15 protein-coding genes are annotated in these 13,121 nt (G+C 41.2%); 5 read left to right on the top strand and 10 right to left on the bottom strand.

Features of this window, described 5'->3' with window-relative positions; translation table 11 throughout:
* Positions 1-188: 188 nt before the first annotated feature.
* Positions 189-776, top strand: a complete 588-nt coding sequence (dcd, locus tag HYD28_09235) for a dCTP deaminase (GenBank protein ID QLE09119.1) — start codon at positions 189-191, stop codon at positions 774-776.
* A 133-nt stretch (positions 777-909) separates the two neighbouring features.
* The gene (locus HYD28_09240; protein QLE09120.1) at positions 910-3,405 is read left to right on the top strand and encodes an EAL domain-containing protein; all 2,496 of its coding nucleotides are present in this window, start codon (positions 910-912) and stop codon (positions 3,403-3,405) included.
* Here the strand turns inward: HYD28_09240 and HYD28_09245 are convergent.
* Together HYD28_09245 and HYD28_09250 are read right to left on the bottom strand one after the other, a co-directional pair.
* Positions 3,371-4,147: a hypothetical protein gene (locus tag HYD28_09245; GenBank protein ID QLE09121.1), complete on the bottom strand. Its 777-nt coding sequence runs from the start codon at positions 4,145-4,147 to the stop codon at positions 3,371-3,373. The two genes, HYD28_09240 and HYD28_09245, sit on opposite strands and share 35 nt — an antisense overlap.
* A complete protein-coding gene (locus HYD28_09250) occupies positions 4,147-4,746 on the bottom strand; it encodes a DTW domain-containing protein (GenBank protein QLE09122.1) in 600 nt (199 codons plus the stop codon). The genes HYD28_09245 and HYD28_09250 overlap by 1 nt, the downstream gene beginning before the upstream one ends.
* 129 nt (positions 4,747-4,875) lie before the next feature.
* On the opposite strand from HYD28_09250, the gene HYD28_09255 reads away from it, so the two are divergent.
* On the top strand, positions 4,876-5,220 hold the full coding sequence (locus tag HYD28_09255) for an Hpt domain-containing protein (GenBank protein QLE09123.1): 345 nt from the start codon (positions 4,876-4,878) through the stop codon (positions 5,218-5,220).
* Positions 5,221-5,313: 93 nt separating this feature from the next.
* Positions 5,314-6,531, top strand: a complete 1,218-nt coding sequence (locus tag HYD28_09260; protein ID QLE09124.1) for a pyridoxal phosphate-dependent aminotransferase — start codon at positions 5,314-5,316, stop codon at positions 6,529-6,531.
* 25 nt (positions 6,532-6,556) lie between these two features.
* Here HYD28_09260 and HYD28_09265 read toward each other — a convergent pair whose 3' ends face one another.
* Genes HYD28_09265 through HYD28_09280 form a run of 4 tightly spaced genes read right to left on the bottom strand, consistent with a single transcriptional unit; the run spans position 6,557 to position 9,457 of the window.
* On the bottom strand, positions 6,557-7,024 hold the full coding sequence (locus HYD28_09265; protein ID QLE09125.1) for a glycine zipper 2TM domain-containing protein: 468 nt from the start codon (positions 7,022-7,024) through the stop codon (positions 6,557-6,559).
* A gap of 12 nt (positions 7,025-7,036) precedes the next feature.
* Entirely contained in the window at positions 7,037-7,648 is a 612-nt protein-coding gene (gene lpoB, locus HYD28_09270; protein ID QLE09126.1) for a penicillin-binding protein activator LpoB, read from the bottom strand.
* Between the two features lie 10 nt (positions 7,649-7,658).
* Complete coding sequence (locus HYD28_09275; GenBank protein ID QLE10526.1) at positions 7,659-8,084, bottom strand: DUF1425 domain-containing protein; 426 nt, start codon at positions 8,082-8,084, stop codon at positions 7,659-7,661.
* An 8-nt stretch (positions 8,085-8,092) separates the two neighbouring features.
* Positions 8,093-9,457 (bottom strand): adenine DNA methylase, encoded by a 1,365-nt coding sequence (locus HYD28_09280; protein QLE09127.1) that lies wholly within the window; start codon positions 9,455-9,457, stop codon positions 8,093-8,095.
* 136 nt (positions 9,458-9,593) lie between these two features.
* Here HYD28_09280 and HYD28_09285 point away from each other — a divergent pair, with 136 nt between their 5' ends.
* Positions 9,594-10,463 (top strand): DMT family transporter, encoded by an 870-nt coding sequence (locus tag HYD28_09285; protein QLE09128.1) that lies wholly within the window; start codon positions 9,594-9,596, stop codon positions 10,461-10,463.
* On the opposite strand, the gene HYD28_09290 is transcribed toward HYD28_09285, so the two are convergent.
* The 4 genes from HYD28_09290 to HYD28_09305 are packed head-to-tail and all read right to left on the bottom strand — an operon-like array spanning position 10,444 to position 13,119.
* The gene (locus HYD28_09290; GenBank protein ID QLE09129.1) at positions 10,444-11,145 is read right to left on the bottom strand and encodes a M15 family metallopeptidase; all 702 of its coding nucleotides are present in this window, start codon (positions 11,143-11,145) and stop codon (positions 10,444-10,446) included. The two genes, HYD28_09285 and HYD28_09290, sit on opposite strands and share 20 nt — an antisense overlap.
* Positions 11,142-12,272 (bottom strand): succinyl-diaminopimelate desuccinylase, encoded by a 1,131-nt coding sequence (gene dapE, locus HYD28_09295; GenBank protein QLE09130.1) that lies wholly within the window; start codon positions 12,270-12,272, stop codon positions 11,142-11,144. The genes HYD28_09290 and dapE overlap by 4 nt, the downstream gene beginning before the upstream one ends.
* On the bottom strand, positions 12,272-12,616 hold the full coding sequence (locus HYD28_09300) for an ArsC family reductase (GenBank protein QLE09131.1): 345 nt from the start codon (positions 12,614-12,616) through the stop codon (positions 12,272-12,274). Before HYD28_09300 ends, dapE begins: the two co-directional genes overlap by 1 nt.
* A 5-nt stretch (positions 12,617-12,621) precedes the next feature.
* On the bottom strand, positions 12,622-13,119 hold the full coding sequence (locus HYD28_09305; protein ID QLE09132.1) for a PTS glucose transporter subunit IIA: 498 nt from the start codon (positions 13,117-13,119) through the stop codon (positions 12,622-12,624).
* Between the last annotated feature and the right edge of the window lie 2 nt (positions 13,120-13,121).

Genomic DNA, 13,121 nt, shown 5'->3' on the forward strand with positions numbered 1-13,121 from the left:
TGGCTTATCTTATTTTGTTGAGAATTATTCGCGCAACACGCTGTTGATTTGTGTAATATATGTCACACTATATCCACCCCATTTGGCTTTACTAATACACACGCGACTTTTGCTGTGTTTAGTTTAAAGCTTAGCGTGTTTTTTCAGCTTAAAATCAGATGTTTAAGTTGTTTTAGGTAGAATAATTAATGAGATTATCAGACACCCATATTCAGCAGTATATTGACGAAGGCCGCATTGTTATTGAGCCAACACCGAGTAAAGAAATGATTTCAGGTGTGACTGTGGACTTACGTTTGGGCAATAAATTTCGAGTCTTTCAAGATCATACCGCAGCTTATGTTGACTTAAGTGGTCCAAAAGATCAGCTAAACAAGGCGATGGAATCAATCATGAGTGATGAAATTGTGCTTGCAGAAGAAGAAGCTTTCTTCCTTCATCCTGGCGAGTTAGCTTTGGCTATCACTTATGAAAAAGTGACTTTGCCCGCTGATATTGTTGGTTGGTTAGATGGACGTTCATCATTAGCTCGCTTAGGCTTAATGGTACACGTAACCGCTCATCGTATTGATCCAGGTTGGTCTGGAAATATTGTCTTAGAGTTTTATAACTCAGGCAAATTGCCGTTAGCACTTCGTCCGATGATGAAAATTGGTGCTATGAGCTTTGAAACCATGACAAGCCCTGCAGAAAATCCATATAACACCCGTAAAGACGCGAAATATAAAGATCAAAATTCGGCCGTTGCAAGTCGTATCAGTGATGATAATAAATAATCGTATATTATGTGGCTTGAGTGCCACATAATATTTTGTTGCCAAACTTTTTACCTAATTTAGTTAACTATAATTGGCAATTTAAGCTTATCACCCCCATACTTTTAGCTGGTGTTTAAAGCACGGAGCTAAAATGCACTTTATTGGCAAGCAAGTCAGTCGGATAATTACAAAGCTGCTCATATTATGGTGTTGTGTATTGCTACACAGCGGCATTGTTTCTGCTGCTAATGAAGATTTGCCTGTATGGTTGCTTAATTCAGAGCAGCCACTTGCCAAACTGAGCCAATCCCTCGAAGCATCGTTACAAAACGCAAAAAAATTAAATGCGTTAGAAACAAGCTCGATTCGCCTTGCAGCAAAAACATCTCATTGGCTGATCATCGATTTATATCAATTACCCAAGAACAAAAACTATGTTGTTTTTCTCGGCGAGCCAAACTTAACATGGGCTAAATTTTATCTTTTAGATGAAAATTTTCAGGCTACTAATAATCAGCGGCTTGCTTCACTAGAAAGCTTATCGAATGTTCGCCCTCATTGGTTGATTGAGCATGGCCAAGGGCATCGCTGGGCATTGGTTAATTTTGTGCATGATAGGGCGTTGACCATTGAGGTGGGAGTTGTTGCTGCAAAAGTATTTGAAGCCAACTTACACCAAACAATTTTAGGTTACGGTGCTATTTTAGGTGTACTTATTTTATGTATCTTAGTAAGCGCAATGTACTTCTTTGTATCGAAGCAACCAAAATATATGGTGTTAAGTGCTTACTTTGTACTGGTTTGTATCGGTTTCTTGATTGATAACGGCCTGATTAGCTACCTGGTTGACGGCTTAGATTGGGAAGCTAAATGGCCTGTTAATGAGCTTGCATTGTGCTTTGTTAGCTATTTTTTATATCACTTTTTAGCGATTCATACTTACACAGCTAAGTTTAAAAAAGCTTGGCAAGCAATGATGGCTTGTTTGTTGATTGCGGCCTTGCTCTCATCAATATTGCCTCAATTTAATCGTCAGTGGCTATTTATAGTCAGCTGTTTGGGCTTTTTGGGCTTTGTTGCAGCAATCTTTTACAGTTTGATTAAGCGTATTAACAACCGTACTCATCTGCGTGTTTTTATGCTTTTAACCATCGTTATTCAAGTATTTAGTTTATTCATTTGGAATGGCTTTGGCATTGGTTATCATGACGTTCATAATACCATTTTGCTTATTACTTCATTGGCGATTTGTTCTGTGCTGTTGTTAAAAGATCGCCAACAAATTTCAGCATTTAGTTATTCGATGCTGCATGATGTAGATACTAAACTGCCAAATAAACAATTTTTGATCGCGCAAATTGTAAAAAAAGTATCGCAGAAACAACACTTTTCAGTTTTATTATTTAAGGCTCATGTACTTTCAAATGCACGTTCTACTTTTGGCTTTGAACAAGCCAATATTTGTATCAATGAAAGATTAAGTATTTTAAATAGTCAGCTGCAGAGTATGAATGCATTGAAACTCGAAATTCAAGCCAGCAGAAGTGCATGGCTCGCTCATGTTGATGACAGTACGTTTGGCTGTTTAGTAATGGGAGAACTTGAGCTAAGTCACATAGAGCAGTTTGCATGTTTGATCCATGGCGTGTTTGAAGAAGGACTAACTCATGAAGAGATTAATTTAGTCGACAGTGTTGATATTGGTGTTGCGTATTACCCTATGCATGGCAATACTGCGAAGCAAATTTTTCAATGTGCTATACAAGCGATGTCGGAAAAGCGTTTACAAGGTGAGCGTTGGCGTATGTTCGACTCTGAAAGTGCGCGTCTTTCTGAGCAAAGGTTATCTATTGCTGCGGCTCTTAAAATTGCAATTGATGAAAACCAACTTAGCTTGCATTTTCAGCCGCAGATATGTCTGAAAACAGGCAAAGTAGTGGGTTGTGAAGCATTACTGCGTTGGCAGCATCCAGTATTTGGCGCAGTAAGCCCTGATGTGTTTATTCCAATAGCAGAGTCAGCAGGGGTGATCAATCAGTTGACTGAATGGGTTGTTGAAAGAGGTATTGAGTGGCAAGCGAAGTTTTGCAAACTGATACCCGATCACGTTATTTCCATTAACATATCAGCAAAAGATCTATTAAATAAAGACTTACCGGTGCTTTTAATCACCATTTTAAATGAGCAAAAAGTATCGGCTGACTCAGTGATGTTAGAGCTTACAGAATCAGCAACTTTGGAAGAAAGTAAAAAGATTAAAGCAACACTGGATGACTACCGTTTAATCGGATTAAAGCTCGCGATTGATGATTTTGGTACAGGTTATTCTTCACTTGCTTATTTAAGTCAACTTGGCTTTGATGAAGTAAAAATAGATAAGCAGTTTGTATTGAATTTGCCGTTTTCGGTTAATGATCAAAGTATCTGTAGGGCAACCTGTGATATAGCCACTACTTTAGGGGCGCATGTTGTAGCTGAGGGTATCGAAGATGAGCAAAGTCTGGCTATGTTGCAAAGTTATGGCTGCCAGTTTGGGCAGGGGTACTATTTTTCAAAGCCGCTCTGTGCAGATGATTATTTAGATTGGATAAAGGAGGTGCAGAAAGTTGAAATTAGTCTTGATGCAACAGCGAACCTAATTGATTAAAGTAATTAAGTAGCGCTGCAAAACAGCGCATGGTATGTTGCTCATCTGGGTAAATTAAGCCACTTGTTGATAAACCACTTACCAAAAAGCTATTTTTTATATCAGGGTGCCTGTCAATACACTGTTCAAAACAGCGGGCCGCGAGTTCTTCAGGCATACTCATATAAAGTTGCTTAACCTGCTGATCAAAAGCGATAGATTGCTTAACAAACTCATTTGGGTTCGCACCTGAGTTGTCTAAAAATACCTGATGATAAAACTCATTTAAGCGCTGATTAAGTGGATGACTTAAATCTGGTGACTGTTCGAGCCATAGCGCCGAGCAAAATTGCATACTCTTTCTGTCGCTAAACAAATGCTGACAAATATGGTGGTCAAAAGCATGAAACCATTCATGGGCAAGTGCGCCACCACCGGCATTTTTAGCCAGAGCAAGGGTTTGACTATTGGCATTATAATGAGCCTGCACACCTTTTTGGCCGCCATGACCAAAGGCAAAATTAAGCTTCCCCCTAAGACCAATTGCCGTTGGTGGTAAAGTCAGTATTTGCGCAAGATCAGCTAAGGCATCGTAAATTAAATTTGCCGCTAATAAACGTTCTTGTTTGTTGACCCAATTGCCAACCACCATTGTACGAAAGCCAAATGTATCGCGAATATCGTCAAAATCGACCTGATCATCAAAGCGATAATCGGGTCCCTGACGATGAAAACCCGCACTAAGTCGTTTTGATACTCGCATTATAGATAGCGCGCCTTAACATTAGCTGGCATATGCTGAGTTTGCTTATCGACCAGCGCAGCTAATAATCTATATAGTGGCGTTACATCAAGGCCTTCAATTAATTTAAGGCTATGAGCCACAGCTTCTAAAGTTGATAAACTATCTGCTCGTGGCGCTTTGCGAATGACGTATTTGTTTTGTGGTACCTGTTTAAAACTCACAGCCTCAAATGCGTGGAGGCTTGGGGTTAATTGCAGCATTTTGTAGGCTTTTTTCCATGTGCCATCAATCACAATTAAATGGGTCAAAGACTGTTTGAAAGCATCTGTAGTGGCAGTGTGCTCGTCTAAATTTAATGCGTCATCCGCAGGGTAGAGTACCGCTGTTGTTGCCTTTGGTAATGTTGCAAGCTGCAAAAAGTCCCGTTCTGACTCGCCTGCGATGATTTGGCAATTCTCTAAGCCTAAATTCAGTAAATTAGCGGTGTTTTTAGTAATTTTTTCCTCATTAGGGTGGCGTAATATAATGATTTTTAGTTTATTATTGATTATGCTTATTGAATCACATAAACAGGTTTTAACTGAAAAGCCACAATGTGAGCACAATTCTCTAGCCATACGAACTCAGGTGTAAATCAAAACTATGCCTAGTATACATGAGCTTAACTCGCAAAGCAGGTTTGCTTTTTAGCTATGAACGGCTAAAGTTGCGATTTATATAATTACGTTTTTGATTAAGGGATAAAGATGACGACAATCACAATCGATGAGAGTGCACTTGAAGGGATGGAATCACTTTTAGGTGACCAATTTGCCGACACCTTGACCTTTTGTTGTAGTGAATTTCAGCGTTTAGGCTCTGAGGTACTTGCAAATCTTGGTTCAGATAACGAAGCTGCAGCACGACATGCACACAGTTTAAAATCAAATGCAGCTCAATTTGGTGCTGCGAGCCTGTCTAAACTTGCGCAGTCAATCGAACAAGCACTTAATCAAAATGATCTAGCAACTGCAGAGCAAAACTCACAGAGTTTAGATGTTCAAGTATCAGGTTCTGTAGAAAAACTACAAGCTTGGTTTGCTAATCGCTAAAAACTTGAATTTATTTCAGTTATAACCGCAAAAATCCTCTGGCGTGGTGGCCCCGTACTAGGTTAGTCTTAAGGCTAATTAGTAGAGGTAACCATGTCACAAATCAAAAAGAGTCACAAACTAGACGGTGTCTGTTATGACATACGTGGGCCTGTGCTTGCACAAGCTCGAAAAATGGAAGATGAAGGGCAAAAAGTATTAAAGCTAAACATTGGCAACCCGGCTGCCTTTGGCTTTGATATGCCTGAAGATATGCACAAAGATATCATTCGTAACTTATATTCAGCCCAAGGCTACTGTGACTCTAAAGGCCTCTACTCAGCCCGTGTGGCTGTCTATCAACACTATCAGCAACGCGGTTTATTTAATCTTGATGTCGATAATATTTATATCGGCAATGGGGTCAGCGAATTAATTCAAATGACCACCCAAGCATTACTTGATAATGACGACGAAGTGCTTATTCCTGCACCGGATTATCCGCTGTGGACAGCATCGGTTAAATTAGCAGGGGGTAACCCTGTGCATTATCTATGTGATGAAGAACAAGATTGGTTCCCTGATATTGCTGATATAAAATCGAAGATCACTTCAAAGACCAAAGCACTGGTGCTTATTAACCCTAATAACCCCACCGGTGCGGTGTATAGTGATGATCTTTTGATGGAACTTATCAATATTGCTCGTGAACACAAGCTTTTGCTATTGAGCGATGAAATTTACGAGAAAATCTTGTACGACGGTGTCACACACAGCTCTATTGGTGCATTGTGTGATGATGTGCCAATCATCACCTTTAATGGCTTAGCCAAAACGTACCGCGCTGCGGGTTTGCGAATGGGTTGGATGGTGTTAAGCGGTCGTACTAGCATGATGGACGACTTAAGTCGTGGCCTAGATATGCTGGCGTCTATGCGATTATGTGCCAACGTACCTGCACAATACGCTATTCAGCAAGCGTTAGGTGGTGTGCAATCGATTGATAATCTTATTAACCCAGGTGGTCGGCTGTACGTTCAGCGAGATATTGCATGGCGTGGTTTAAATGCCATTGATGGTATTAGCTGTAAAAAGCCTAAAGGGGCGCTATATGCATTTGCGAAAGTGGATACAGCACACTTTAATATCAAAAATGATGAACGCATGATTTTAGATTTACTCAAAGCTGAGAAAATCTTATTAGTGCATGGTCGCGCATTTAATTGGCCTGATCCTGATCATTTCAGATTGGTGTTTTTACCAAACAAAGATGATTTAACAGAAGCCATGAGTAAGATGCAGCGATTCTTCGCTGATTATCGACAAAGCTAAAAAAAGCGAGCCGATGCTCGCTTTTTTAATACGCTTTATCAACACGTACCGTGTTATCGGTGAGGTACACCAGGCGAACTTTATCACCTTGGTTAAACAGCATTTGGTTATCTTTGTCTTGCACAACCATGAACTGCTCGCCGCTTTCTACTTTGATCATCAATTCAACGAGCTGATATTGTATAACGCGACTGTTTTGTTGACGGTTGTGAGCAACAGAGCCACCAATCATCGAACCTAAAATGGTTGCTACAGTGCGGCCACTGCCGCCACCGAACTGGTTACCGATAACGCCGCCAATAAGCGCACCACCAAACGTTTCCCAGCCGTTTGTTTTATCTCTGACTAGCTCTTGTTCGGTAATGGTTCGTACGGATTGTACAGAGCCAAACAACACCTGTTGTACTGGTACTGCTTTGTTACGCTGATAATCAGCATAACTAGGCGAGCTCAGTAATAAACAGCTTGCTAGGATAGTAATTAGGTATTTCATATACCCTCCTGGCTACCAGCCAAAAGTTGATTTCTCACGAGTTTTACGGATTTCAGTTTCATCAGCCCATTCAACTAGACCGCTTTTTAAATCCATTAAACGCATTGTGAATTTGTAATAAACATCAGCCTTGTCAGCATTTGATTTAACAATGCTCGATAAGTTGCCGTATAACATATATTGCGCACCAACTTGCTGGCCAAAAGCAATCGCTGTATTTGGGTCAACAAGTGGATCGACGTTTTGGAAATTAAGTTGCTCACGCACAGCTTCAACACGGGTCATATCAACAAAGCGGAACTTACCACTGCGTAATAACTGTGTTGAGATTGAATCAGTAATTGATTCAGTATCAATATGCTCGCTCGTTTTGTTTTTAATACGCTCAACAAACACGATAGGGCGAGTATTTGCTGTCATGGTGCCAACCACAGGTGAAGCAAGTAATGAGTTTGTCATCTGGCTTGCTACTTTTTGTAGATCCGTTGAGCCAAAATTTATATCAGTAGTTTCAACAGCTTGTGCATCACCATAGCTAACAACGGCTTTATTTGCACAACCAGACAGCAATAAAGCGCTTGTCATTGCAACGGCCGCAGCCGACTTAACAGAAAGTAATTTCATTGTAGTATCCTTAATCTTCAAATTCTTGTGCTTCTGTTGACACTTCACGCACTGCAAGCGAGAAGGTGACAGCATTTGCTGTCGGGGCTAGGCCCGGTAACTGGGTTTTAGCAAATCCAAATAAAGTGATAGGTTGCCAAGGCGAATGGTTGCCGCGAATAACAAAGCCATCAGCGTCATACCAAGTAAATTGATATTGTAAGTATTGAGACTTTTTATACTGGCTTGCCAGTGTCACAACAACATCAGTTAAGCCATTTGTTTGACGTGTTTTTACATCTGTAATGGCTAATTTCTTGCCAAGTTCAGGGTTATTAACAATCAGTTGTTGGTTATACTGTTGTGATGCCTGCTCAACACCAATGCCAGAAGTGGTAGGGCGTGAGGAGCAAGCCGCAACAAGTAAAATGGTTAATAGTGGCACTAAATATTTCATCATTGCTCCTAGAGTTGTACAACATGTGTGTCGTAGTAGTTATTTATAGAGGTTAGAAAAATCAAGGTTAACCTTTGCTTACTAACCGTAAAGTCTATTTCGCCATGCCCTGGCACGCTTAAAGCGTGCTGACCTGCTGGCATCGCGTGCTGAGCAATACTCAGTTGACTTGGTAAAGTCGACCAGCTTCGCGTATCAGCTTGCTCTGATGCAATGTTATAAATATTCGCTAAAATATTACCGACATCGCCGCCGCTTCTTGTCAATTCTGCACGCATCTTTTCTTTCGCAACCAAACGCATAACCTGGCGGGTTATTCTGCCAGCACTTTGATCTTTTAAAGTTTTTGCTGCCAGCGCTTCAAGCCTAACAATGGGTGTCAGCGGTAAGTTTTCGCCATCGAGACTCACTGTTTTATCACTGCCCGCATAAGGCGCATCGCGATAAACAGGCATGGCAATACTGTAAAAGCGTGCATCACCCCGGGAGGTATAAATGGGTAATCGTAAATGAAACTCTTGCCTTGCTGGTATTAACCCTTGCTCTGCAATTACAATTACTTGGCCTGTGTTTGCTTGAGTTTGCTTTAGCTTGCCAAAGCGTTTGCTAAATTCTTCAAAATCCTGATCAAACCCTTGCTTTTTGGCAAGGCGTAACACTGTTTGCTGTAAGTAGCTATTTTCGCTATTTATTTCGAGTGCTTTCTTATAGTCGATATAGGCATCATCAAACTGTTTATCTGCCTCATAAAGTAGACCAGACAAATAAAACGTAAAGGCATTTTGAAAGCCATTTTTGACATTACCAATTAGCTCAGCCATATCAGGGTAGCCTTCGGCTGCCTTTTCTGCTTGTTCATCAAGTACAGCTTGGTTGTCTTTTAATGCATCTTCTTGCACTTTATTAGCACGTCTAACTTCAACTAATGCAGATTCAAGTTGTTTATCAAATACATAGCTCAGTGCTTTGTAGCTATGCAGCATAGTCATTTCATAGGCTGCTGGCTCATAACCAATCACTGAATCATTGGTCAATAATGAGTTTGTTTGTTCAAGGCCTGCACTTAGCTGTACTTTGGCTGCTTGACGCTTTTTTTCCATATTTTGATAAACAGCTTCAAAGGTCTCATTGGCCTCGGAATTTTGTTTAGCCAAAAACTCAAGACGGGCCGTTTCAAGCTGATTCAATAAATAGTTACTATGGCCTCGGCTGTTACTCGGCAAAAGTTGCTGAGCACTTGCTATGTTATTTTGAGAAATAGCTTGGCGCACAGGTTTTAGCTGCGTCGCATAATCTTGGAATAGATCAGTAATACCTATGGTACTGCAACCAGATAACAGTAAAGCAGCTCCAATAAATAAACGTCGATGCACTGAACACTCCTTTTAAACAATGTACTCAGATTAGCATACGCGGCTTAACCTTCTATGATAAATTATGTAAAAAATCGTAAGTTATTAGACAACTTTCTGGTCTTCTGTTTTGTAACGTTAAAGGACACTGCATTTGTTGAGCACCGTACTGTATACCTTGATTGCACTTAGTGCTTTTGCAGCTAATTCTTTGCTGTGCCGAATGGCATTACAAAGTGGTGATATTGATCCTTTGAGCTTTACTGCTATTCGCTTAGCAAGTGGGGCGTTTATGTTGCTTGGCTTACTGTTATGGCAAGCAAAGTTAAGGCAATTAAAATCGCAAAGGGCTAAACCTTTATCCGATAAAGGTAACAATATCAGCGCCCTTAGTTTATTTGTTTACGCGCTGTGCTTTTCAGTTGCTTATGTTGATTTAAATACAGGTACAGGCGCACTTATCTTATTTTCTGCAGTGCAGTTAACCATGATAGGCCATAGTGTTTTAAAGAAAGAGCCGCTCAGTAAAGTGCAGTGGGGGGCTTTATTTGTCGCATTTGCGGGTTTTATTTACCTAATGCTGCCCTCAGCGACGGTGCCTTCTTTCATGCCAGCAATGCTCATGGCGTTAAGTGGTGTAGCGTGGGGTGTTTACAGTATTCGTGGAAAATCATGCAGCTCACCTTTGCAAGCAACCAGCTTTAATTTTCTAAGAAGTTTAATACTTGTGCCAATTTTAGTCTTTCTAGCCGTTGTCGATTGGCAGGGTATCACAGCAACAGGCGTTTATTTGGCGATAGCTTCAGGAGCTTTAGCATCAGGCCTTGGTTATAGCATTTGGTATATTGCACTACCAAGGCTTAAAAGTAGCCAAGCAGGTGTGGTACAGCTAACGGTTCCAGTGCTTGCTACGTTAGCTGGGGTGGTATTTTTAGATGAGCAATTAACAGCGCGTTTAATCACAGCCAGCGCCTTGATTCTTGGCGCTGTACTGGTGTTTTTAATGACTAAAAAGCGCAGCCTTTAGATTTTGGCGTATTAATATTTAACACGTAGCGTTCATACAGGGTGTTTAGTTCGGCTAGTATCGCTTGCTTGCCAATAAGTTCACTTTGTTCAATACATTGCTGTAATGTTTCAACTGACAAATATTGCATCATCTTATGCGATGCATTGATATGACTGATATGCCAAGGCTCAGGGGCAACCCCCCCTTTATATTCTTGGTAAGGGCGATAAAAACCATACTTTTCGAGGTTATCATCAAGCCATGCAGCAAGCTTTGCAAACGGCCCAGTGGCCGAATACTCATCTGGCGTTAATTGCAGCTGATAATCATCGTCAATAGGGCGGTTATCGTAGATGTCGAGGTCGGTGCCAAAGTGATGTCTGCTTGCCCCAGGTAGTGCGGAGTAAAGCATTATAGCGTGGCACTTTTCAATATCACTCAAGCTTTCTAAGTCTACCGTTTTTTGTGCAAGGGTATAAACCGGCCGAAGGCCCTGAAATTTTGCATTCCAAATAGCACTTTGACGTTGAAAGTCACGAAAGCTTGAGGCAATTGTCAGATCAATACCCGCTTCTTTCGCACCTTGCTGAAGAGCTAAAAAATCATCGACAATATCACGATGCAAGCGATGGTGTTGTAGCTCAACTAAATGTGAGCTACATGACCCGGTGGCGCATTGTTTAAGCTCAGCTTGGTTCATGTAAGCAGTTGCTCTAAAATGATTTCGTAGATATCAGCAAGTTGAATTAAATCCTCTGTGCTAACACATTCGTTTACTTTATGAATGGTTTCATTACGCGGGCCAAGTTCAATGACTTTAGCGCCTGTTTGTGCGATAAAACGACCATCAGATGTCCCACCAGTGGTTTCAAGCGCTGTTTCGCGTCCAGTCACCTGCTTAATAGCATGCACAGTTGCATCAACTAACGGGCCGTGGTCGGTTAAAAACGGCAGTCCATTTACAATCCAATTTAACTCATAATTCAGATTGTGTTTTTCAACAATATCAACGACTCGTTGTTGTAGCTGCTGGTGTGTAACTTCTGTGCTAAAGCGGAAGTTAAATTGAATCTCAAGTTCACCTGGGATCACATTTCCGGCACCGGTGCCACCGTTAATATTCGAAACCTGAAAGCTCGTTGCAGGGAAAAATTCGTTACCTTGATCCCACTCGGTTTGACTTAGCTCAGTTAACGCAGGGGCGGCTAAGTGAATCGGATTTTGAGCAAGATGCGGATAAGCAACATGGCCTTGCACACCTTTAATGGTTAAAAAGCCAGTTAATGAGCCACGTCGACCATTTTTTACCACATCGCCAAGTTCATCCCGTGATGATGGCTCGCCGACTAAGCATAAATCAATCTTCTCACCACGCGCTTCAAGGGTATCGATAACACGGGTTGTGCCGTTGATGAACGGGCCTTCTTCATCTGAAGTAATTAAAAACGAAATAGATCCATTATGATCTGGGTGCTTAGCCACAAAACGCTCGGTGGCAACCACCATTGCAGCTAAAGAACCTTTCATATCGGCTGCACCGCGACCATGTAACATGCCGTCTTTTACTAGTGCCGAAAAGGGCGGGTGCTGCCAATTTTTCTCGGGACCAGTTGGTACAACATCGGTGTGACCCGCAAAACAAAAATGCGGTGACGCATCTCCCTTACGAGCCCATGTATTTAAGGTATCAGTGAAAAACAGTGATTCTATATTAAACCCTAGCTTTTCCAAACGTTCGTTTATTAACGCTTGGCAACCGGCATCTTCAGGCGTTACTGATTCACGCTGGATAAGTGCTTGAGCAAGTTCAATAACAGGGTGAGTCATTAGGCAAAAATCTCATCGTATTGAGCTGCTTTAAAACCTAAGTAGTACTGGCCGTTATGCACGAGTACCGGACGCTTGATCATTGCAGGTTGCTCAACCAGTAATTCTAATGCTGATTCTTTATCTAGGTTTTGTTTCTCCTCATCAGATAATTGGCGGTAAGTTGTGCCGCGTTTATTAACTAAATCTTGCCAATCAATATGTGCTGCAAACTCATTAACTAGCTCAGCACTAATGCCGTCTTTACGGTAATCATGGAAAGTAAATTCTTGGTTGTTATCAGTTAAATATTTCTTGGCTTTTTTAATTGTATCGCAGTTGCTGATACCGTACATGATAGTCATAAATTCTACTTTTTAGTTACAGTGAGTAATGTGTCTACCCCAGCAATGACCTGAGATAGTGAATAATACAGAGGGCCAAGGTGTTGGCTATTGAGTACGCAAAGAGTACCGAGCATTGGGCTGCTCAGCTCGCGTAAATCAAAATAGGCTAACCGTTCACCCTGGCTAATTTTACTGCCATTTAATTTTGCAATATTGGTGTGATTAATATGTTCTTCAACCGATGAAAACGATAAGTTTAATAAAACTTTTAAACCGTTTTTTGCCTGTAAAATGTATTCTTTACCGGCATTTTTAACTTGTAATAGGGTGCCATCGAATGGTGCGATGATGTTGTGACTAGTTAATTCAACACTAATACTTGGTCCAAGTGTCGCAAAGCGGAAAAATGGCTCTGGGTGCTCGCTAATGCTTTTTACACGCCCAGTAAATGGGCTTTTAATAGCCATGCAGCGCGCTTTTCTGAGGCTGCGTTCGGGTAAATATTGAACTTCGTTAGTCATGG

Source organism: Pseudoalteromonas shioyasakiensis, assembly GCA_013391845.1.
Classification (GTDB): Bacteria; Pseudomonadota; Gammaproteobacteria; order Enterobacterales; family Alteromonadaceae; genus Pseudoalteromonas; species Pseudoalteromonas apostichopi.

What these genes read in the sequence shown, in the direction of transcription:
- dcd (QLE09119.1), top strand. Translation starts at nt 189, where the DNA reads ATGAGATTATCAGACACCCATATTCAGCAGTATATTGACGAAGGCCGC.
- HYD28_09240 (QLE09120.1), top strand. Translation starts at nt 910, where the DNA reads ATGCACTTTATTGGCAAGCAAGTCAGTCGGATAATTACAAAGCTGCTC.
- HYD28_09245 (QLE09121.1), bottom strand. Translation starts at nt 4,147, where the DNA reads ATGCGAGTATCAAAACGACTTAGTGCGGGTTTTCATCGTCAGGGACCC.
- HYD28_09250 (QLE09122.1), bottom strand. Translation starts at nt 4,746, where the DNA reads ATGGCTAGAGAATTGTGCTCACATTGTGGCTTTTCAGTTAAAACCTGT.
- HYD28_09255 (QLE09123.1), top strand. Translation starts at nt 4,876, where the DNA reads ATGACGACAATCACAATCGATGAGAGTGCACTTGAAGGGATGGAATCA.
- HYD28_09260 (QLE09124.1), top strand. Translation starts at nt 5,314, where the DNA reads ATGTCACAAATCAAAAAGAGTCACAAACTAGACGGTGTCTGTTATGAC.
- HYD28_09265 (QLE09125.1), bottom strand. Translation starts at nt 7,024, where the DNA reads ATGAAATACCTAATTACTATCCTAGCAAGCTGTTTATTACTGAGCTCG.
- lpoB (QLE09126.1), bottom strand. Translation starts at nt 7,648, where the DNA reads ATGAAATTACTTTCTGTTAAGTCGGCTGCGGCCGTTGCAATGACAAGC.
- HYD28_09275 (QLE10526.1), bottom strand. Translation starts at nt 8,084, where the DNA reads ATGAAATATTTAGTGCCACTATTAACCATTTTACTTGTTGCGGCTTGC.
- HYD28_09290 (QLE09129.1), bottom strand. Translation starts at nt 11,145, where the DNA reads ATGAACCAAGCTGAGCTTAAACAATGCGCCACCGGGTCATGTAGCTCA.
- dapE (QLE09130.1), bottom strand. Translation starts at nt 12,272, where the DNA reads ATGACTCACCCTGTTATTGAACTTGCTCAAGCACTTATCCAGCGTGAA.
- HYD28_09300 (QLE09131.1), bottom strand. Translation starts at nt 12,616, where the DNA reads ATGACTATCATGTACGGTATCAGCAACTGCGATACAATTAAAAAAGCC.
- HYD28_09305 (QLE09132.1), bottom strand. Translation starts at nt 13,119, where the DNA reads ATGACTAACGAAGTTCAATATTTACCCGAACGCAGCCTCAGAAAAGCG.